The 21,396-nt window shown below is 43.2% G+C and carries 15 protein-coding genes and 1 tRNA gene; 8 read left to right on the top strand and 8 right to left on the bottom strand.

Translation table 11 applies throughout. The features are described 5' to 3' along the window. Window positions 1-303: 303 nt before the first annotated feature. The 5 genes from SD449_RS16340 to SD449_RS16320 form a co-directional block, all read right to left on the bottom strand. Window positions 304-426: a hypothetical protein gene (locus SD449_RS16340; protein WP_318312104.1), complete on the bottom strand. Its 123-nt coding sequence runs from the start codon at window positions 424-426 to the stop codon at window positions 304-306. 109 nt (window positions 427-535) lie between these two features. Beyond that, window positions 536-3,565 carry a hypothetical protein gene (locus tag SD449_RS16335; protein ID WP_318312103.1) on the bottom strand — a complete coding sequence of 1,010 codons (3,030 nt, stop codon included), beginning with the start codon at window positions 3,563-3,565 and terminating at the stop codon, window positions 536-538. 18 nt (window positions 3,566-3,583) lie between these two features. Next, entirely contained in the window at window positions 3,584-4,354 is a 771-nt protein-coding gene (locus tag SD449_RS16330; RefSeq protein WP_318312102.1) for a hypothetical protein, read from the bottom strand. 10 nt (window positions 4,355-4,364) lie between these two features. Then, window positions 4,365-5,300 (bottom strand): hypothetical protein, encoded by a 936-nt coding sequence (locus tag SD449_RS16325; RefSeq protein ID WP_318312101.1) that lies wholly within the window; start codon window positions 5,298-5,300, stop codon window positions 4,365-4,367. A 10-nt stretch (window positions 5,301-5,310) separates the two neighbouring features. Beyond that, window positions 5,311-6,258 (bottom strand): hypothetical protein, encoded by a 948-nt coding sequence (locus SD449_RS16320; RefSeq protein ID WP_318312100.1) that lies wholly within the window; start codon window positions 6,256-6,258, stop codon window positions 5,311-5,313. 294 nt (window positions 6,259-6,552) lie between these two features. Between SD449_RS16320 and SD449_RS16315 the strand changes: the two genes are divergently transcribed. Both SD449_RS16315 and SD449_RS16310 read left to right on the top strand, forming a co-directional pair. Further along, complete coding sequence (locus tag SD449_RS16315; protein ID WP_318312099.1) at window positions 6,553-7,290, top strand: LytR/AlgR family response regulator transcription factor; 738 nt, start codon at window positions 6,553-6,555, stop codon at window positions 7,288-7,290. Then, a complete protein-coding gene (locus tag SD449_RS16310; RefSeq protein WP_318312098.1) occupies window positions 7,283-8,809 on the top strand; it encodes a sensor histidine kinase in 1,527 nt (508 codons plus the stop codon). The genes SD449_RS16315 and SD449_RS16310 overlap by 8 nt, the downstream gene beginning before the upstream one ends. A gap of 70 nt (window positions 8,810-8,879) precedes the next feature. Here SD449_RS16310 and SD449_RS16305 read toward each other — a convergent pair whose 3' ends face one another. The 3 genes from SD449_RS16305 to SD449_RS16295 form a co-directional block, all read right to left on the bottom strand. Continuing rightward, entirely contained in the window at window positions 8,880-10,346 is a 1,467-nt protein-coding gene (locus SD449_RS16305; RefSeq protein ID WP_318312096.1) for a glutamate synthase subunit beta, read from the bottom strand. A gap of 8 nt (window positions 10,347-10,354) precedes the next feature. Continuing rightward, window positions 10,355-14,860 carry a glutamate synthase large subunit gene (gene gltB / locus SD449_RS16300; protein ID WP_318312113.1) on the bottom strand — a complete coding sequence of 1,502 codons (4,506 nt, stop codon included), beginning with the start codon at window positions 14,858-14,860 and terminating at the stop codon, window positions 10,355-10,357. 308 nt (window positions 14,861-15,168) lie between these two features. Next, window positions 15,169-16,311 (bottom strand): acyl-CoA dehydrogenase, encoded by a 1,143-nt coding sequence (locus tag SD449_RS16295; RefSeq protein WP_318312095.1) that lies wholly within the window; start codon window positions 16,309-16,311, stop codon window positions 15,169-15,171. A gap of 237 nt (window positions 16,312-16,548) precedes the next feature. On the opposite strand from SD449_RS16295, the gene nhaD reads away from it, so the two are divergent. From nhaD to SD449_RS16265, 6 genes are all read left to right on the top strand, one after another. Continuing rightward, a complete protein-coding gene (gene nhaD, locus SD449_RS16290; protein WP_318312093.1) occupies window positions 16,549-17,934 on the top strand; it encodes a sodium:proton antiporter NhaD in 1,386 nt (461 codons plus the stop codon). 58 nt (window positions 17,935-17,992) lie between these two features. Beyond that, window positions 17,993-18,685, top strand: coding sequence for a MotA/TolQ/ExbB proton channel family protein (locus SD449_RS16285; RefSeq protein ID WP_318312091.1), 693 nt, complete (start codon window positions 17,993-17,995; stop codon window positions 18,683-18,685). Between the two features lie 10 nt (window positions 18,686-18,695). Next, complete coding sequence (locus SD449_RS16280) at window positions 18,696-19,082, top strand: ExbD/TolR family protein (RefSeq protein ID WP_127140660.1); 387 nt, start codon at window positions 18,696-18,698, stop codon at window positions 19,080-19,082. Further along, entirely contained in the window at window positions 19,082-19,960 is an 879-nt protein-coding gene (locus SD449_RS16275; RefSeq protein WP_318312090.1) for an energy transducer TonB, read from the top strand. Before SD449_RS16280 ends, SD449_RS16275 begins: the two co-directional genes overlap by 1 nt. After that, window positions 19,960-21,171, top strand: a complete 1,212-nt coding sequence (locus SD449_RS16270) for a bifunctional folylpolyglutamate synthase/dihydrofolate synthase (protein WP_318312089.1) — start codon at window positions 19,960-19,962, stop codon at window positions 21,169-21,171. The genes SD449_RS16275 and SD449_RS16270 overlap by 1 nt, the downstream gene beginning before the upstream one ends. A 70-nt stretch (window positions 21,172-21,241) precedes the next feature. Further along, a tRNA-Val gene (locus tag SD449_RS16265) sits at window positions 21,242-21,319 on the top strand. Window positions 21,320-21,396: the final 77 nt, after the last annotated feature.

The following is a 21,396-nucleotide window of genomic DNA, read 5'->3' as shown; positions in this document are numbered from 1 at the left end:
CTGCCACACCAGGTGGGAGAGTAGGTCGCCGCCTTCCTCAAGGCCCTTCACAAAAGTGAAGGGCCTTTTTTTGTTTTGTTAAACCACACGAGTTACTACAGATTTAACCCTCCTATACTTTTTCAAATAGTTCTCCGAGTAAGATTTTGACTTTTAATGTCAATCGCGTATCGATTTTTATAAAGATACCTGATAACCAATTTGTTTTGAGGTTTGAATAAAGTCTCCCTTACTTTGATTTCCCCGTTCCATTATCATTTTTGTCATATTCTGATAGGCTTCTCTTGTTAAAATGGTCAAGTTTTAACTCAACAAATCTTCTGTAAAAATAGGATTGGACTCTATCTCGGTCAGGAAGGTAATTTTGGCAAGCTCTTCAAAATAGTTCAATGCTTTTGGAGAATTAGAAGCTTCTTTAACGGCCATTTCCACTAGTCCTATAGTTTCTTGGACCGCTTATTTAATCTCTTTTATTTTTTTTCCACATCAAAGAAAGGCCACGATTTTAAAAGGAAAAGTAGATATGATGTTCAAATTAGTTACAGTCAAAAAAGTTAAAATTACCTCCCATAGTAGAGATCAAACCTTCGATAGCACTTCCAGCTGTCCCAATTCTGCCCAAAGAGCTATATAGTATTTCTTTGTAAACGTTACATGCCAGTTTTTGTAAGGCAGCGGCAATATCTTCATCCATTCCGCTAGCATCCATAATAATCAAGGCCTGTGAGGCCAGAGCATATAATTTTACCAAGACCAGGCTGTAAGCAGCAACGATTCCGATGGGCATAGTACCTACTCCCGTAACTGTCAGCATCAGGTTCATTCGGTTGAGTACATCTTCATAGCCATCCATCACATCTTGTAGCGCCTTTAAACTAGCTTCTGTTTCTGCCGCCCCTCCTCCGCTCATGTCCGGCAAAACTCCATAAAGTTCCCCTGTGCGCGGGTCGATTTGCCAAAAGGATTTTTTCTTAGCCAAAGCATCAAAGAATTTTAGAATGGAACCTCCAAAAATACGTTGTCTAAAGTAGGTGTTCTCCTCTCCTAGCGCCTTGGTGTTATAACGCTCATCGTTGCTTGTTTCCCTGTTTAAAGACAGGTTTCTCCCCTTAAGTTGAGAATATGCACTGATGTTGAAAACACGAGCTTCAAGTATGGCCAAGGCCGCCGTTTTCCTTGTTGTTACCTCAAAGGCCGAATTACCATCCCTTGTGATGGTTGTGTAATTGGAGGTTGGTAAAAAATCAAAAGACTGCAAAGAGTTTTCTTGGTATAGGGCTGGTTTAATTTTGAAGAGCCCGATTCGGTGCCCCATGGGATATGTTACCGAAGTGGCCGTGACCAATTTGGGCAGGGGTTGCATCATGCTCAAAAGAATCGGGGGATAATTTAGGGTTCCCTGTTGCAGGGCATCCAATGCTGTGGGAATATCGTCCTCTTGAAGTGCTTCGAACCACTTTCGGTGACTCATCAAGGTCTTTAGGTACTCAGTGAGTTGTAAGGATAGTGTGGGCCCTTCGCGCTCTATGGCCATTATGGCTCCTCCCAAAAGCATTTCGTGAACTTCTTCCGCCATTTCCCTGTTAGGGGATTTATAGCGTTCAACCTCACTGTCCCATCCTGCCAGCACCCTTCTAACGGGAGATCTCGAACCAATTTTAACCTCAAGATAAAGACCGATCATCCTATTCCCCACCATATTCGTGTTCGGCTCAGGAAATCGATAGGTTGCCTTGGTATGAATGGAAGTATCCAGAACATCGACATTTACCTCGTGCTCAACGGCTTCATCAAAGGCGTTGTAGGTAAAGGTATAGGGGGCGAACTCGATGTCCTGAATGTATTTTTGGATCTCCATTATAATTTTGGACTGATCTTTGGCCGGAAGAATGGTTATATCTATATTTTCCTTGATTTTGTTCAGCATATAATCATCATCCTTGACACTTAAATAAATGGTACGCGGCCCAGTGTCGTACACCAATTTGTAGGCGGGATCATAAGTGTCAAAATTGTCGCCATCCGTTGCGTATAGTACAAGATCACTGTTAGATTGCGCCGCTTTTAAATGTGAGGTATAAATGTTGGACCCTGTTTCCTGTAGCTGTATCAGTGCAGTGGGATACTGTTTGTAAATGGCTTCTTTAAGATTTTCCAGAAAGATTTTGATTCCTTCTTTGCGATAGGCTTCTGGCATGCTCAGGGAAGTATCGTACATCAAAAGGATTCGTGGTGCGATTCTATTTTGCTGCAGCCACCCGGTAACCTCTTGGCCATTATCTGTTATCTTGAAGTTTCCTGCTTTGATTCCCTCCACAAGTTTTCCAGAGGCATCCCGTGGGGAAAGGGTCAGTCGAACCTTCGGAAAAGTCTTGGGTTCGGCTTTCATTTCTAAAAATGCTATTTCTTCAGTTTGAACAGGAAGGTCATTTTCAGGATTTTTAAGAAGCTCCAAATTAGTCAAGGGTCGCTCTGCTTCCAAGGTAATGGGCTCGCCCAAAAAGGAACGACTTTCCATATACTCCTTATCCTTAGAAATGGCCTGGAGTGCCAAACAAGGGGTGAAATTACTTATTTGATAAATGGGTTTGGTAGCCTGCTCCGTAAACCCCATATTGTTCAAAAATTGTATTTGAATTTGATTTCCGATGAGTTCCGAGGATTTCCAAGTGCCTTCTACCAGTACGGTACGGTCCCAATTGTTCAATGCGTTTGCGCAATTGACGGTTATTTTGACCTCCTCATCCTTGATGGGATTCAAAGCTTGGGCATCCCGAAATTTTTTTTCGGTATTTGTGGGATGTAAATTTCCGGGAGCAACAACGGGGTCAAAAATATGTGCATATTTCTCCGAACCATTTTCAACGTAGGCTACGGATGGAACTGCAGCTGGGTCAAACCTGAAGTTTACCGGATTGTTCTTTATGTATTTATCATCCAAGAGGCCTAGCAAATGATCGGCAAGCGCAATGGATTCCTCTTCGTTGCCCAGTATTTCCGAAAACGAACCACTTTCTGATGATATCCCCAATTTTTTCTGCCATTCCCTTAATTTTTCATCGGTGACTGGTGGAGCAAAAATCGGAGCCCTGGAATGAAAAACAATTTCCTTGGCTCGCTCCAATGTTATTTCGGTTCGTTCACTGATTACCCGGGCCTCAAACCCTGCCTCGGTGAGCATCTCTTTTAATATCTCGGCCTTTTCCCGTGGAGTGGCCAATCCGCAACGCAAGGCCACCTCTGTTCCGTACATGCTGTGTCTGCCAATGTCATGCAAAAAATCCTGTGTTCTTGGTAAGACTAAAAAACTGTCACGAACAAAAGTTGTCATGGCTGTGACGTCCTTGGAAGCTATCAACAGTTTACGTTGACCCACCAAATTATCGGGACTTTTTTCAAGGGCATCGATGACTTCTTCCCAAACACTGAAGGGAGGACTCCCAGTACCTTTTTTGAGTTTAGGATTGTTGTTTTTGCAGGATTGTAATGATGGCCAAAGGGCCATACCGGCGCTTCCCAACAATAATTGTTGAAAGAATAGTCTTCTTGAAGTTTCACTGCCCATCCTTTACTCGTATCTAGACTAGTTTTTTGATCCCAAGCCCATGAAACCGTTCATGAATTGAAAATCTTTTCGGTGTATGGACATCTCTTTGCTCTCCAAGGATTGTGCAGTAAGGGTAAAGCTGAACTTGTCTTTTTTCTTATTGGTGCAGATCATTTCCATGACCAGACCATCTTTTAACTGGTCAAGCATTCTGGGGTCAAACCCCTTTGGGACACTTTTTTTGTCATCTCCAAAAACCTTGAAAAAACTTACTGGGGCATCTGTTGCATAATACATTGTCATGGCGTAGTCTTCGTTTTCCATTTGGATGCCCTTACAGTTGTAGTTAAGTATCACTTTTGGCGGCAACTCATTAAAGGTATAGTCTCCACCATCAATTTTACCATCTCCTTGTAATACTTCTTCGGGCATGGAGATCATCTGGGCCATATTTTCACCGGTATTGCCGGCTCCCTTGATCATGAACATCGTGGAAATCTCTCGGCCACGGTCGGTTACCACAAACATTTGACCTTGATTCTTTAGCTGTTCATTGCTCATTTCCATTCCATAATATTCCACATCACCATCCATGAACATAAAATCCATATTACTTTCATTGCCCTTGCCGTCCTTAATTATGGTTTTGAACAGCCAGTTGAACTCATAGGATTCGGGAAGCATTTCTGGCTTTAGTTTGGCCGATTTTCCGATTAGCCCCCCTAGTTTGCTTCCAAGACTTTGTGCGTGCGTTGCGGAGAGTACCAGGCAACTGACGATGATCAGAATAGTTTTAGTGTGTCTCATATTCTTAACTTTAGTTTTTATTTGGGTCCAATCCCATTTCGATCAAATTTTGTCCCAGCATCTTTTTTTCAAAGGCAGCAGGAAGTTTTACCTCGCAATCTTTGTAAGTGTATTTAATATACCCTTCGCTGGACCCAAAATTGGGATTGTTCTTCATGTTGATGTTGATTTCTGCCAGACGGTCTTTTTCATCGAACAGAATATAGCTTCCTTCATAGCCTTCGGCAATCACATTGAATTTTGTGCAATTTGCACTTCCACGGCAAGGGGATTTGGACTCTTGGTAATCTCCGTTCCTAAAGTCGTCGGGAGAATACATGAAAGCGAATTCGACCATCATAAAGGCATTTGTCTTTAGGCCTTTATCACGAAACTCCTCGGTTATTTCCATAAAACGGTCCATTGGCAGTTTATAGGCACTTATCATCATGGTGGGAGCCATCATGGACATAGCGCCCAAAGAAAGTAAATTGGATTTTTCATACCGCCCTTCATGCTCATTGTAAGAAATGAAGTAGCCTTCACTGTCATTGAACGCCTGGGCCGGTTTGCCGGTATTTTGGTCTGTCCATGTCATTTTCATGGCCAGTTCATCCGCATCAAAATAGCTAGTTGTAGTCGATTGCTTCTCATCATCATAGGTGTCTACAATCACATCCTCCCTGTAAAAGGCCTGCTTGGCCTCTGAATTGATATTTTTTGATGGATTTTCATATTGTATTTGTTCGGGTTCGGTTCCATCTGGGTTGGTTCCGTTGTTGCCTTTTCCCGTGGCGGCATCAATACCTTTGTTGGTGCCTTTGGACACCTCCTCGTCCGTACGGTTCAAAATGGTGCGTTCCGCAGCCTGTTCCGCCTTCTTTTTCAGTTTTTTGAGAAATTGCGCCTGAGTTGGTGTTGCCAACGATAGCGAGAATAGGATAACCCATGTATACTTGATTTTCATATCCTCCATGTTAAGGGTTTATGGTGAAGGTGCGCATCATCTTTTTGGTGTCTGCTTCAGGAACCTCGGATATGAGGACATAGTTGCCCGGCACAAGATCAACTTCAAAAAAGCCATGTGATCCACCTGGAATGTTGTTCATTCCGCCCAAGAAAGTAAATCCTTTGGGAGCTGGCGTGCTCAACCCTTTTGGCTCCATCCAGTTCATCCATTGTACCAGTGAATCCAATGAAGCTGTGGTGTCATATTGCACAAGGTTAATATCGTGGCCCACAAAATGCTCCCATACCTTTTGGTCCAAAAAGTTGGTACGGATGATTTGTTTTCCTGCCATGAGGCTATCGCGCAGTATTATGCCCCCAGTACTCGATATTTCCACAGTGGCGGTAGGTGCAGGAGGTTGTAGGTCGGTGCGCTCTTCTTTTACGATAATCTCCTTCAACATTCCATGGGAGGTGTGCCATTCCCCATTGAACATTTTTACGTAGCATTCCATCATGTAGCGGCCCGGCACCAGATTAAAAGTGCTTTTTGCAGTATGTTTTGGAGAAACAAGGCCCGTGCCCCCTAAAAATTGTACATCTTGGTACCATTCGGGAATTTTTCCGAATGCTACCATTGCACTGTCCATTTTATTCTCCATGATGTATTTCATTCCGTCGTTAAAAGGTGGTAACAATTCAGCTTTGGTGTCCGCAATGGTTTTGCCCTCGGGGTACAGGTCCATCATAATAAAGTGGACTTCTGGGGATTGATTTTTATACATAAAGGTGTTCCAGCCCGAATAGAGGGTGTCGGCGGTAAAGAATTCCATGCTCTTGGTCAAGACATTTACCTGTCCCATTTTCAAAGAATCGATTTGGGTTGTTGAAGGGTCTTCCGCGGGGTTGGCTTTTTCCTTTTGTTTGCACGAGGTAAGTGCTAAAATCAACAGTGATAATAGAAGGATTGTTCTCATAAGAAAGCACTATTTGTTATATCGGTTTATAATTGATTCGAAAAATCTAGTGGGAGAACTGTATCAAAGCTAAAAATGCCCTTCGTTTTTCCGTGTACATTTTTATAATTGTGATAAATGCGTATGTATTTGAATAACAATATTTTATAATTGGTAAAAACCGGCACATCATACAAAGGGTTTCCAATTGTTGTACAAATACGGCCTACTATGTGTTCAAAGGGACCAGTTATGTGATTGCAGTAGGGGTTGAAGGGTAATTGATTATCTTTAAAAGACTTAACTGCACCAAAAATGATCAAGGCCATTATTGTTGATGATGAATCCAACGCCATCAAGAACCTTCAATGGGAAATAGAAAGGTTCTGCGCCGATGTGAAGGTACTGGATACATTTACCGATCCAGGGGAGGCTATTTCGGCCATCAATTATTTAAAACCGGACTGTGTGTTCCTCGATATTGAAATGCCGGAAATGGATGGTTTTGAAATGCTGAACATGCTCAAGTACCGAAGTTTTGACCTGATCATTACCTCTGCTTATGACAACTATGCCATTAAGGCCTTTCGGCAGCACGCGATTGATTATTTGCTCAAACCCGTAGATTCGGACGATCTTATCGAGGCGCTTGACCGAATTAGGGCCAACAAACAAAAAAATGTTTTGGGTTCGGAGCTCAAGGGTCTGTTCACGGAATGGCGGGAGGAAGGCAAAAAAAGATTGGCCTTGCCCATGGCAGGCAAAACATTATATGTGGATAGAAATGATATTCTCTATTGCAAGTCGGATGGAAATTACACCGAGGTTTTTTTTGAAAATGGGGAAAAAGAAGTGTTCAGCAAACGATTGAAAGATTTGGAGGATATGCTTGGACAAGGTTTCTTTAGGGTGCACAACTCGTATTTGGCTCGATTGAACGCCATTACCGAGTTTGTAAATCAAGATGGACAATACCTTGTTTTATGCGATGGCACCAATGTGCCCGTTTCCCGATCCAAAAAGGGCGAACTATTACAAATGTTAAATGGTTGAAAAGGCATTGGAACAAGGCTATCTCGAGTATTTTTATTTATACCCCTTCCAAAATGGGTTCTTTATTTTTACCCTCGGATTTCTTTTCAGCTTGACCGTTTATCATTTCCTATTGTATTTTCAGCAAAGGGATACGCTCTATCTCTATTACAGCGGTTATACTTTTTTTATCATCATGTCCCAACTGATCCATTTGGATGGTGGGTTTTTATATCATCTTTTATGGCCTGTGCGAGGAGTGGCAAGGTATCCAATGGTATTTGTGGAAATATATTATGCACTCTACACGGTTTTTGCACTAAAGTTTTTGAATATAAAAACAGCGTTGCCAAAATGGAACCGATTTATCATGCGCGCCCTCTACCTATTGATTTTATATTGTGTGGTTTTGATTGTTCTCTATCTCATCACGGGGGATTATGATATTTTGCTCAAAGGTTATTTTGTTTTTACCATTCTTATGATTCTGTTGGGGCTCATCATCTATATTCCTTTTTTTAAGGTCGACAGTCCGCTCAAATACTATATGATTTCCGGTTCATTTTTACTTTTGATATTTTCAGCCGCTTCATTGGCGATTTATACACATTTAAAGATTTTGGATGAACCCGTGGAACGGGCCTATAGTGTATTATATGTTGGCTATATTTTAGAGAACGTACTTTTTTCCCTGGGCTTGGGCTACAAACAAAAATTGATCTTGGACGAACGAAACCGTTCCCAAGAGCGATTGATTGCCCAATTTAAGGAGAACGAAGACCTGCGGCTGAAGGTGCAGGCACAGTTGGAAGAAAATGTAAAGGCCATGGAGGTCAAGGCAGAGGCGGAGCGATTGAAGGGCCTTAAAACACAATACGACAAAGAACTGGCCGAACTGAAGCTTTTGGCGCTCCGAAGTCAAATGAACCCACATTTCATCTTCAATTCGTTGAATTCCATCAAACGGTACATTATAGATAACGATAAGGAAAAGGCGGTTTACTATATGAACAAGTTCGCGAAGTTGATACGCCGTATCCTTGCATCTACCATGGAAAAGGAGTCCAGCTTAAAGGACGAACTCGAGACTATGGAATTATATGTGAACATTGAAAATTTAAGGTTCAACCATAAAATTCATTTTAAGATTCATTGTGATGATGATATCGCTTTGAACGGGTTGAAAATTCCATCTTTGCTGTTGCAGCCTTTTCTGGAAAATGCCATTTGGCACGGTCTTTCTCCCAAGAAAACAGACATGGAACTCCAAGTTTCCTTGTACAAACCAAATGATGCGGAAATCAGGATTGAAATTAGGGATAATGGGATAGGGTTGACAAAATCCCGTAAGATCAAAGAACGGAAAGTACATAAAAATGATTCTGTCGGTATTTCTTTGTCCCGGGAACGATTGGAACATTTTTCAAAAAAATACCAAGGTAATGGAAGTATCACCATAACGGACTTGCAAGAATTGAATCAAGGGGGAACAGGTACGCAAGTTATGATCTCATTGCCCACAAAGCTGAATGAACCTTAGGGATAAAAAAAAGACTCCCCAAACCGAAGCTTGGAGAGCCAGAAAGTTTAGTTGAGATTTATGTGCTAAACTATACTCTTGGAAGGTCACCTTCCCCTTTTAAGGGCAAATCGGATTTTCCCATAAGATATTTGTCCACGTAATGGGCAGCTTGTCTCCCCTCGGAAATGGCCCATACGATCAACGATTGGCCTCTCCTTTGGTCACCGGCAGCAAAAACACCAGGAACGTTGGTTTTGTAATTATCCACAGATGCCTTGATATTGGTCCTGGCATCCATCTCCAGATTTAATTGGTCGGCAACCGTGGTTTCCGAACCAGTGAAGCCAAGGGCCAAAAGCACCAAATCACATTCCCATTCCTTTTCCGTCCCTTCCACTTCCTTCAACATAGGGCGCTGTCCGGGCTGTGTGACCCATTCAACCTCTGTAGTTACCAAGCCGGTCAAATTACCATCTTTATCGGTATTGAACCTTTTGGTCGAAATACTGAACATGCGTTCGGCCCCTTCTTTATGGGAAGAACTGGTGCGCAGTCGCATGGGCCAAAAGGGCCATGGCTGCCCCTCAGGCCTATCTGGCGTTCCTTTGGGCATAATTTCAAAATTGGTGACCGAGATGGCCCCTTGTCTTATGGATGTTCCGATACAATCAGAGCCAGTATCGCCTCCCCCGATTACGATTACTTTTTTGCCTTTGGCCGAAATTTCATCTCCTTGGTACGGTAGGCCATCCACCTTTCTATTATTTTGGGGCAAAAAATCCATGGCCTGCACCACGCCTTTTGCATCGGCGCCTGGAACAGGCAAGTTTCTTCTAACGGTAGCACCTCCACAAAGTACGATGGAATCAAATTCCTTTTGGAGTTCTGCTGCCGTAATATCAACACCAACATGGACTCCTGTTCTAAATTCGATACCTTCTTTTTCCATTACTTCCAGTCTCCTGTCAATAATGTTTTTTTCCATTTTAAAATCAGGTATGCCATATCTTAGGAGGCCTCCGGGCTTTTCATCCCTTTCAAAAACGGTGACGTTGTGCCCGGCACGGTTAAGTTGCTGTGCTGCGGCCAAACCTGCCGGTCCGGAGCCAACGACCGCCACTTTTTTATCGGTTCTCATGGTGGGTATTTCCGGCTGGACCCATCCGTTTTTAAAGGCAGTTTCTACAATGTTTTTTTCAATGTTTTCAATGGAAACGGGATCTTCATTGATTCCAAGAACACATGCTTCCTCACAAGGTGCAGGGCATAACCTGCCCGTAAACTCCGGAAAATTATTGGTGGAATGCAATATCTCTGCGGCTTTCTGCCATTTTCCTTTATAAACGGCATCGTTAAAATCCGGAATCAAATTACCAAGTGGGCAGCCACTATGGCAAAAAGGGATTCCGCAGTCCATACAACGTGCACCTTGATTTTTTAATTCTCCCTCTTTCAGGGGTTTTGTAAACTCCTTATAGTTTTTGATGCGTTCTTTGACAGGGGCGTATGCTTCGTCCTTTCTGTCAAACTCCATAAATCCTGTAATCTTTCCCATGTCTCAAATTATAAGGTTTGCAATTTTTCTTCTTCTAGTCTAATAAGAGCTTGGCGGTATTCTTCCGGGAAGACTTTTATGAACTGAGGAAGACATTTTTCCCAATTTTCAAGAATGCTTTGCGCCAACGGACTCAAGGTCGCATTGTAATGGTTCTCGATCAAGTCTTTCAATTGTTGAATATCGCTGTCCTCATCCACGGGGAGAAGGTTCAGGTGATCTCCATTACATTTTCTCTTAAATGTATTGTCCTTGTCGTAGACATAAGCGATTCCACCGCTCATACCTGCACCAAAATTTCTACCGACATTGCCAAGAATTACGGCCACGCCACCAGTCATGTACTCGCACCCGTGGTCCCCGATTCCCTCGACCACCGCCTTGGCACCAGAATTCCGGACACAGAAACGTTCGCCTGCTTTACCGTTGATGTAAGCTTCGCCCGAGGTTGCACCGTAAAGGGTAACATTACCTGTGATAATGTTCTCCTCTGGTTTTATGGTTGATTTGAACGGCACTTTGATCACCAACTTGGCTCCTGATAATCCTTTTCCAAGATAATCATTGGTGTTTCCGTTGACAACCATGGTAAGTCCCTTCGTTGCAAAAGCTCCGAAACTTTGACCTGCTGAACCTGTGAAGTTTAGCCTAAGCGTGTTTTCCGGAAGCCCATCGGCTCCATAAATTTTGGAGATTTCGTTGCTTATGATGGCCCCCACGGCTCTATCCGTATTATGAATCGGGAAATCCAGAATGGTCTTTTCTTTTCGGAAAAGGGCGGGGTGGGCCTTGTTGATAATCTCAAATTCGATGGATTTACTTATTTCATGAACCTGCTTCTCGGTATTGTAGAATTTGGTTCCTTCGGGGACGTCAACTTGATATAAAATAGGTGTAAGGTCTATTCCTGCTGCCTTGTAATGCTCAATGGCTTTTTTACGATCTAACTTCTGGACCTGTCCCACCATCTCATTCAAAGTCCTAAATCCTAATTTGGCCATGATTTCACGAAGCTCTTGGGCCACAAAATACATGTAGTTGACCACGTGTTCCGGTTTGCCTTCGAACTTTTTACGAAGTTCCGGATTTTGGGTGGCGATTCCCACCGGACAGGTGTTCAGATGGCAGACACGCATCATGATACATCCCGACGCAACCAATGGAGCGGTCGCAAATCCAAATTCCTCAGCACCCAAGAGACATGCAATGGCAACATCCCTACCGGTTTTCAATTGACCGTCACATTCCAGTACCACACGGTTCCTTAAATCGTTGAGCACCAAAGTCTGTTGGGCTTCCGCGATCCCAAGTTCCCATGGGAGACCTGCGTGTTTTAAAGAGGTCAAAGGTGAAGCTCCGGTTCCACCATCAAATCCTGATATTAATATAACATCCGCTTTTGCCTTGGCAACACCAGCGGCCACGGTTCCTACACCAACTTCGGAAACCAATTTCACGTTCACTCTTGCTTCCCTGTTGGCGGATTTGAGGTCATATATCAATTGTGATAGATCCTCGATAGAGTAAATATCGTGATGGGGAGGAGGGGAAATCAGTCCTACATATGGAGTTGAGTTCCTTGTCTTGGCAATGGCAGGGTTCACTTTTGGCCCTGGTAATTGTCCGCCTTCACCGGGTTTTGCACCCTGTGCCATCTTAATCTGTATTTCTTGGGCGTTCGTAAGATAGTTGGATGTTACCCCGAACCTACCTGAAGCTACCTGTTTTATGGCACTGTTCTTCCAGTCCCCGGTCTGACTTCTATAAAAACGAGCCGAATCCTCTCCACCTTCACCCGAGTTGCTCTTTCCTCCAATTCGGTTCATGGCAATCGCAAGGTTCTCGTGGGCTTCCTTGCTGATACTTCCGTAGGACATGGCCCCTGTTTTGAACCTTTTTACAATTTCTGTCCAAGGTTCTACTTCTTCAATAGGAATGGGATCATAGTTCGAAAATTCGAACAGTCCGCGGATGGTCATTAGGTGCTTGGATTGCTCATTGACCAATTTGGAATACTCTTTATAGGTTTCCGGCTCGTTATTGCGCACCGATTTTTGAAGCATGGCTACACTTAATGGATTGAACATGTGCTTTTCGCCATTTCTTCTCCATCGGTACTCACCGCCTACCTCGATTTCGAGATTGGCTGCTATTTCCTTGGAAAGGAAAGCTTTTTTGTGACGTTTGGTCACTTCTTTTTCAATTTCGTACAGCCCGATTCCTTGAATACGGGTGGGTGTGTTGGGGAAGTATTTGTTTACAACTGTGGTGTTAATTCCGATACATTCGAAAAGTTGAGACCCCCGGTAGGAGTTAAGGGTGGATATCCCGATTTTGTTCATTACTTTGAGAATACCTTTTCCTATCGCTTTGTTATAGTTTTTAACGGCTTCCTCAAAGGTGTATTCGGTAATGTTGTTCTCTTCGATTTGTTCCCCGATTATCTCGTTTACCAAATAAGGGTTGATGGCACTTGCACCAAACCCGAACAACAGTGCAAAGTGGTGAACTTCCCTTGGTTCGGCAGATTCTATGATGATGCTCAATTTTGAACGCTTGCCGAGTTTTCTTAGGCCACTGTTTACGTAGGAACATGCCAACAATGCTGGAATCGGGGCCATTTCGGCACTCACCATCCTATCCGATAAAATAATGATGTTGGCTCCTTCGTCAATGGCGCTCGACGCTTTTTGAAGAATGGCATCCAAGCCTTCTTCCAGTCCGTTGTGCCCTTTGTTGATTTCGTACAACATGGATATGGATACAACTTTGTAATCTGGACTGGCGTCGTAGTTCTTTATCTTGTCCAGATCTTCTTTGGAAATCACCGGATTTTGAATTTTCAATTTGCGGCAGTGCAGTTCAGAAAAATCAAAAATATTATGGTCGCTTCCTAAAGTCAAGCTAATATCCGTAATCAATTCTTCGCGAATACCATCCAGTGGTGGATTGGTTACCTGTGCAAAAAGCTGCTTAAAGTAGTTGTATATTAATTGTGGACGCTCGGAAAGTACGGCAATTGGTGTATCGGACCCCATGGAACCGATAGGTTCTTTGCCATTTTCCGCCATCGGCATAATTATGGTATTAATGTCCTCTTGCGTGTATCCAAAGGCAGTTCTTCGCGTCTGTAACGGAAATTCGCCAAAGAAAACTGGGCAATCATTATAGGGAATGTCCCTAAGATGTACCAAATTTTTCTTTAACCATTCTTGGTACGGATGTTTTTTTGCAATACGTTCTTTGATTTCTTCATCGTTCACAATCCTGCCTTCTTCCATGTTCACCAAGAACATTTTGCCGGGTTCCAATCTTCCGTGGAATTCAATATCCTCCGGTTCCAGATCTACAACGCCTGTTTCCGAAGACATGATTACATATCCTTTTTTGGTCACGGAATATCTGGATGGACGCAGTCCGTTTCTATCCAGTACCGCCCCAATATAGTTTCCGTCGGTAAATGGAATGGAAGCGGGCCCGTCCCACGGTTCCATAAGACATGAATTGTATTCGTAAAATGCTCTTTTAGCTTCGGACATGTCAGGGTTTTTCTCCCATGCTTCCGGTACCAGCATCATCATTACTTCTGGCAATGAGCGGCCCGTCATCAACAATAACTCCACTACCATATCCATGCTGGCCGAATCCGATTTGGCTGGCAGCACGATTGGAAGTATTTTTTTAATATCCTCGCCGAACCAATCACTTTCCATAAGTTCCTCGCGCGAGCGCATGCGGGAAACATTCCCTCGGAGCGTATTTATTTCCCCGTTGTGGCACATATACCTAAAAGGTTGGGCCAAATCCCAGTTGGGGAATGTGTTTGTGGAAAATCTCTGGTGAACAAGGGCCAAACGGGTCACTACCCTAGGGTCCAAAAGATCTTCGTAATACCTGCTGATATCTTTTGGCACCAAAAGCCCCTTAAAGATGATGATCTTGGTGGAAAGGCTGGGAAGGTAGAAAAATTCACTTTCGGATAGTTTGCTCTCTATTACGGTATGCTCGGTTATTTTACGTGCTATAAATAGTTTGAGGTTGAACTGAAAATCATCCAATGATTCTCCTTTTGCTATAAAGACCTGCATTACATAGGGCTCCGTTTCCGCGGCAATTCGTCCTGGTACGGAACGGTTCACGGGAACATCTCTCCATCCCAATAGTTGCAGACCTTGTTTTGCTATATTTTCTTCAAGGACTTTGATGCAGAAATCCCGTTGGTTCTGTTTTTGGGGCAGAAATACATTTCCAACTGCATATTCCCCGGCTTCGGGCAGATCAAAAGGGCAGGCATCCACAAAAAAGTTGTGGGGGATATCAATCAATATACCGGCTCCATCACCTGTTTTCCCATCGGAACTTACAGCACCTCGGTGTTCCAATTTGTCAAGAATTTCGAGAGCTTTGTGAATAATGTCGTTGGACTTGATTCCCTTGAGGCTACAAATGAAGCCTGCACCACAGTTATCGTGCTCAAATTCTGGTAAGTATAAACCTTGTTTCTTCAATCCCATCATTAACGTATTTCCTCAAAAATATCAAAATTGATGAATAGATTATAAGGTTTTTGCTGATATTCAGATAAATAATCAACGTAATGTTTGAAGGGTTAAAAAAAATGCATTTTGGGAATATATGGAATGTTAAATTATCATTATCTCAAATCATGAGCTTAAAAACACCGTTTCCCTCGGTAGCAAAGAGTATTGGCTGTTCTTAAGTGCAGTTTTGTTGTGGATGCTTGGCTAAAAATAGGGAGTAAGGTCAATAAACACGGTTTTATAAAAAAGAACCCCTCTTTTTCGGAGGGGTAGTTTGTTATTTAGTCATTGAGGATGCTCCTCGAGATAACAATTTTCTGAATTTCTGAGGTGCCCTCATAAATCTGGGTAATCTTGGCATCCCTCATCAAGCGTTCAACATGGTAATCTTTTACGTACCCATTTCCACCATGGATCTGTACGGCCTCGACCGTGGTTTCCATCGCTACTTCGGACGCATATAATTTGGCCATGGCGCCAGAAAGGGTATAATCTTTACCAGTATCCTTGTCGCAGGCCGCTTGATAGACCAAGTGGCGGGCTGCCTGTATTTTGGTGTGCATGTCCGCCAATTTAAAGGCAATGGCCTGGTGGTTGGATATTTCGGTACCGAATGCCTTTCGTTGTTTGGAGTACGCTAGGGCCATTTCGTAGGCACCAGAGGCAATACCGAGAGCTTGGGCGGCGATTCCGATTCTTCCCCCGGCCAGGGTTTTCATGGCGAACTTGAACCCAAAACCATCTTCTCCAATACGATTTTCCTTCGGAACCTTGACGTCGTTGAACATTAAGGAATGGGTGTCGCTTCCACGAATGCCCAATTTATTTTCTTTGGGGCCTATATCGAAACCGTCCATACTTTTCTCCACGATCAATGCATTTATTCCTTTATGGCCTTTATCGGCATCGGTTTGGGCAATCACCAAATAAACTTCGGCCTTGTTTCCATTGGTAATCCAGTTTTTGGTCCCGTTCAGCAAATAATGGTCGCCCTTGTCGATGGCAGTGGTTTTTTGTGATGTGGCATCGCTGCCGGCCTCTGGCTCGGAAAGGCAGAAGGCGCCTATAATTTCGCCCGTGGACAGGCGGGTGAGGTATTTTTGTTTTTGCTCCTCTGTTCCATAGGTTTCCAGCCCCCAGCAGACCAAAGAGTTGTTTACCGACACCATCACGGAGGCCGATGCATCAATTTTGGAGAGTTCTTCCATAGCCAATACATAAGATAGTGTGCCAAGGCCGCTACCGCCATACTTTTCATTGACCATCATCCCCATAAATCCCAAGTCGCCCATTTTTTTAACGAGCTCATTAGGGAAATTTTGGGCTTCATCCCTCTCTATAACTCCGGGCAAAAGTTCGTTTTGGGCAAAATCTTTGGCCGCTTGTTGTATCATTAACTGCTCTTCGGAAAGTGTAAAATCCATAAAACTGAATAATATTTAAAAACTACCTGCAAATATAGCTTTAGAATGTTAAAATATCACTTATCGGACCAAATAAATGCGAATGATTGAATGAATTTAAAGAATATTGAATTTTATATTTTCCGTTTCAAACATTTTATACCGATAAGATTATGCGGAAAAATTCATTTTGAATATCTTTAGCCGCATAGTTAACTACTCAAAATAATATTATTCCTTAATTAAACCAAACTTAACATGGAGACCCTATTAGTTGTCATTTTTGTAATTGGATATTTGGCAATTACCCTTGAGCATAACCTAAAAATAGATAAGCTTATACCGGCCTTGGCCATGATGGCCATTATGTGGGCCATTATGTCTTTTGGAGTGGATGGCTTTACCAATTGGTTCGACTCGGGCGAGCACAATCTGTTGGAAAATTTTGGATCTTTCGGACATGAGGCAAAAATGGAGCTGCTGGAAGAGACCTTGTTGCATCATTTAGGAAAGACTGCTGAAATATTGGTTTTCCTTTTAGGTGCGATGACCATTGTGGAAATCATTGACTATTTTGACGGTTTTGCCACCATAAAGTCATTTGTAAAAACTAGGAGCAAGAAAAAAATCCTTTGGATATTTTCTTTTTTGGCATTTATACTTTCAGCTATTATAGACAACCTAACGGCAACGATCGTATTGATTTCCATACTACAAAAAATTGTAAAGGACAGGGACGTTCGGCTATGGTATGCAGGTCTTATTATTATTGCAGCCAATGCGGGTGGAGCTTGGTCGCCAATTGGTGATGTTACCACTACCATGTTGTGGATAGGTGATAAAGTGACCACGTCCAACCTTATTGAGCATTTGCTTTTACCTTCATTGTTCTGTATGGTCATTCCTTCTTTTATTGCTTCCTTTTTGCCTGCTTTCAAAGGGGAAATAGATCAGGAAGAAGAAGAACCGCCAAAATCTAAATTTGGCGCAAACATGCTTTACCTAGGTCTGGGTGCCATCATATTCGTGCCAATTTTTAAGACCATAACACACTTGCCACCTTATGTGGGGATGATGCTTTCGTTGGCCGTAGTGGCGACCTTTGCAGAAATATATAGCAACAAGAAAATCGCTATATCTTCCGTAAATCAAGAAAGCGATGAGCACTCCCACCACAGTCCAGTGCATAAGGCGCTCACAAAAATCGAATTGCCCAGTATTCTTTTCTTTTTGGGGATTTTGATGGCGGTTGCCGCTCTGGAATCTTTGGGAATGCTGTTCAATTTTGCAGAAGGCCTAAAACAGGGAATGCCATTGATGGGAACCGAAATGGCCGGCACTCAAGTTTCCGATTTGGTGATATTGTTGCTCGGCGTTGGATCGGCGGTAATCGATAACGTACCATTGGTAGCGGCCAGTTTGGGGATGTTCTCCGAACCAATTAACGATCAGCTTTGGCATTTTATAGCGTACTCTGCCGGTACTGGTGGAAGTATGCTGATCATTGGGTCAGCGGCTGGTGTAGTTGCCATGGGTATGGAGAAAATAGATTTCTTCTGGTATCTTAAAAAAATATCATGGTTGGCCCTTATTGGCTTTGTAGCTGGAGCCATTTGTTTCATGGTGATGCGAAATTTGTTCTAGAAAAATACTTTAGTTCAAAAATCTCCGTTATAATTGCAACTTAAATTGGGGATTTTATATGAATATTTTTCAAGAAGCAACGGAAGGTGCTGAAACAGCAGCCTCTATTTCCGAGGAAAAGACCTTGTCCGTAATCGACCTTATTGTAAATGGGGGAACAGGAAGCGTTATCATTATTTTAGTGCTTTTTATCCTTCTTTTTGTAGCCATGTACATTTATTTTGAACGCATTTTTGCCATTAAGGCAGCGTCCAAGATTGACAAGAACTTTATGAACCAGATTCGTGACCATGTCATGAACGGTAAACTGGAGGCGGCAAAACTACTATGTGCACAAACGGATTCTCCCGTGGCCAGACTTACGGAAAAAGGGGTGGCCAGAATAGGCAAACCTTTGGACGATATTAACACGGCCATTGAGAACGCCGGTACCTTGGAGGTTTACAAATTAGAAAAGAACGTTAGTGTTTTGGCCACAGTTGCCGGAGCAGCGCCCATGATCGGTTTCTTGGGAACGGTCATAGGGATGATTTTAGCTTTCCACGAAATGGCAAGTAGTGGAGGACAGGCCGAAATGGGGTCCTTGGCATCCGGTATATACACAGCTATGACCACAACGGTCGCAGGGCTGGTAGTAGGTATTATCGCTTACATCGGATATAATCACTTAGTGAACCGGACCGATAAGGTTGTACATCAAATGGAGGCCAATGCGGTAGAGTTTTTGGACCTATTGAACGAACCTATTTAATCCTTTGGCCATGAAACTAAAGGGAAGAAATAAGATAAGCCCAGAATTCAGCATGTCATCAATGACGGACATTGTGTTCTTGTTATTGGTGTTTTTTATGCTGACTTCCAACGCTCCGAACGCTCTGGATTTACTCTTGCCCAAGGCAAAAGGCAAATCTACCAATACTCAAAATGTTTCGGTAACCATTAACAAGGACCTACAATATTTTGTGAACAATGAGCAGATTAACAAAGAATACATTGAAATTGAATTAAAAAAGGCACTTGAAGGTCAAGAAAAGCCGACAATCATCCTCAGGGCAGAAGAAAACGTAGCCATTAAAGAAGCGGTCAACGTGATGGACATTGCCAATAGGAACAGTTACAAGGTTATCTTGGCAGTGCGGCCAAAATAATGTCCTTTTTAGATACGAGACACAAGAAAAAATCCTTTACGCTTACAACACTTTTGTTAAGCGCACTCCTCCTATTGCTTTTTTATATAGGGCTGACCTATCTCGACCCTCCGATTGAAAACGGAATTGCGGTCAATTTTGGTACCATGGAATATGGAAGCGGCGAAGTTCAACCCAGAGAACCTGTGCGTTCCGAACCTAGGGAGGTAGAAAGCCTGCCAGAACCGCAAGAGGTGGTCGAGCCTGCGGAACCCCAAGAAACCGTTGTTGAAGAAGCTCCGGTCGAAGAGGTTTTGACAAGCAACGATGAGGAGACCATAAAATTAAAACAACAACAAGAAGCCAAGCGCAAAGCTGAAGAAGAGGCCAAAAAGGCAAAGGCTGAGGCAGAGCGAATTGCCCAGGAAAAACGGGAGGCCGAAGAGCGGAAACGACAGGAACAGGAAGCCAAGAAAAAGAGTGTGGATGCTCTTATTGGCGGTATCGGTAAATCCGATGGTACTACTACGGGCAGTGAAGGTGACGATAACAGGGCCGGAGACAAAGGTCAGCCTGATGGCGACCCTTATGCAACATCGTACTACGGTGCCCCTGGAAGCGGTACTGGCGGTTATGGCCTTAGCGGCAGATCATTGGCCAACAAAGGAAAGGTACAGCAGGAATGTAATGAAGAGGGCAGAGTGGTGGTCAGGATTACTGTTGACAGGTCCGGCAAAGTTGTAAAGGCTGAGCCGGGTGTAAAAGGAACCACCAACAACGCGCCATGTCTTCTGGAACCTGCACGTAAAACCGCAATGCTTCATCAATGGAATTCGGATTCCAATGCTCCCGCCCAGCAAATAGGTTTTGTAGTGGTCAACTTTAAATTGGGCCAATAGTGACCTATAAAGAAACGTTGGACTGGATGTTCGGACAGCTTCCGATGTACCAGCAGAAAGGTGCCGCTGCGCTGAATGCGAAACTGGACAATATCATCCAATTTTGCAATGTGCTGGACAATCCTGAGAAAAAATTTAAAAGTATCCATGTGGCCGGAACCAACGGCAAAGGTTCCAGTAGCCACATGTTGGCCTCCATTCTTCAAGAAGCTGGATACAAGGTTGGGCTCTACACTTCTCCCCATTTGAAGGATTTTAGAGAGCGTATCAAAATCAACGGAAAGGTTGTCGGGAAGGATTTTGTGATAGATTTTATAGAAGGTCACAAGGCATTTTTGGATTACCATAAACTTTCTTTTTTTGAAATGACGGTAGGGATGGCCTTTAGTTATTTTGCAGAGGAAGAAGTTGATATAGCCGTTATTGAGGTGGGTTTGGGCGGACGTTTGGACTCTACCAACATCATCACCCCCGAAGTGTCCCTTATCACCAATATTGGAATGGACCATACCCAGTTTTTGGGAGATACCTTGGAAAAAATTGCTTTGGAAAAAGCGGGCATTATCAAGGCTAGGGTGCCCGTTGTAATCAGTGAGACCCAGGACGAGACTCAAATGATTTTCAAATTGATTGCCCACCAGCTTAAATCGAAAATTGTATTTGCTGATGAAAATCCAATATCGGGCTATCAAACGGATCTGTTGGGGGACTATCAAAAAAAGAATATCAATGGGGTATTGGCCACGATTCATCAACTGAAAAATTTTGATGTCCCCGAAGAAGCAATTTCCAATGGACTTAAAAATGTGGTGAAAAACACGGGACTTTTGGGCAGATGGCAAATTTTACAACATGAGCCATTGGTGGTATGCGATACGGCACATAACAAGGAGGGATTACAATTGGTCATCGAACAGGTGGAAAAACAATCTTTTGATACGCTGCATATGGTGCTTGGATTTGTCAAGGATAAGGATGTGAAGGCGGTATTGCCACTATTTCCGAAAGATGCCCATTATTACTTTGTAAGACCTTCCATTCCGAGGGGTATGGATGAGGTGCAATTACAGGAATTGGCCGTGGAGCAAGGGTTGACAGGAAAAGTATGTAAGTCCGTGCGAGCAGGTTTGAGTGAGGCGCTAAAACATGCCAAAAGCAATGATATGATTTATGTAGGTGGCAGCACATTTGTTGTTGCCGAAGTGGTGTAATTTTTTTTGCTTTTTTGTTTTTTAAATCAAAAACAGTATTATATTTGCACTCCCATTTAAGAAATTGAATGGGCGCTTAGCTCAGTTGGTTCAGAGCACCTCGTTTACACCGAGGGGGTCGGGGGTTCGAATCCCTCAGCGCCCACCAAAGGAAAGCCTTCGATTTCTCGAAGGCTTTTTTGTTTTATAAACTTTTCAAATTCCAGCTTAAGGCTAAACATTGAC

Origin of the sequence: Flagellimonas crocea (assembly GCF_033441595.1) — a bacterium.
Classification (GTDB): Bacteria; Bacteroidota; Bacteroidia; order Flavobacteriales; family Flavobacteriaceae; genus Flagellimonas; species Flagellimonas crocea.
The sequence above is the reverse complement of the archived record's forward strand: the minus strand, read 5'-3'. Positions and strand labels throughout refer to the sequence as shown.

Coding starts and splice junctions, on each gene's coding strand:
- SD449_RS16340 (WP_318312104.1), bottom strand. CDS start 426: ATGGCCGTTAAAGAAGCTTCTAATTCTCCAAAAGCATTGAACTATTTT.
- SD449_RS16335 (WP_318312103.1), bottom strand. CDS start 3,565: ATGGGCAGTGAAACTTCAAGAAGACTATTCTTTCAACAATTATTGTTG.
- SD449_RS16330 (WP_318312102.1), bottom strand. CDS start 4,354: ATGAGACACACTAAAACTATTCTGATCATCGTCAGTTGCCTGGTACTC.
- SD449_RS16325 (WP_318312101.1), bottom strand. CDS start 5,300: ATGAAAATCAAGTATACATGGGTTATCCTATTCTCGCTATCGTTGGCA.
- SD449_RS16320 (WP_318312100.1), bottom strand. CDS start 6,258: ATGAGAACAATCCTTCTATTATCACTGTTGATTTTAGCACTTACCTCG.
- SD449_RS16315 (WP_318312099.1), top strand. CDS start 6,553: ATGATCAAGGCCATTATTGTTGATGATGAATCCAACGCCATCAAGAAC.
- SD449_RS16310 (WP_318312098.1), top strand. CDS start 7,283: ATGGTTGAAAAGGCATTGGAACAAGGCTATCTCGAGTATTTTTATTTA.
- SD449_RS16305 (WP_318312096.1), bottom strand. CDS start 10,346: ATGGGAAAGATTACAGGATTTATGGAGTTTGACAGAAAGGACGAAGCA.
- gltB (WP_318312113.1), bottom strand. CDS start 14,860: ATGGGATTGAAGAAACAAGGTTTATACTTACCAGAATTTGAGCACGAT.
- SD449_RS16295 (WP_318312095.1), bottom strand. CDS start 16,311: ATGGATTTTACACTTTCCGAAGAGCAGTTAATGATACAACAAGCGGCC.
- nhaD (WP_318312093.1), top strand. CDS start 16,549: ATGGAGACCCTATTAGTTGTCATTTTTGTAATTGGATATTTGGCAATT.
- SD449_RS16285 (WP_318312091.1), top strand. CDS start 17,993: ATGAATATTTTTCAAGAAGCAACGGAAGGTGCTGAAACAGCAGCCTCT.
- SD449_RS16280 (WP_127140660.1), top strand. CDS start 18,696: ATGAAACTAAAGGGAAGAAATAAGATAAGCCCAGAATTCAGCATGTCA.
- SD449_RS16275 (WP_318312090.1), top strand. CDS start 19,082: ATGTCCTTTTTAGATACGAGACACAAGAAAAAATCCTTTACGCTTACA.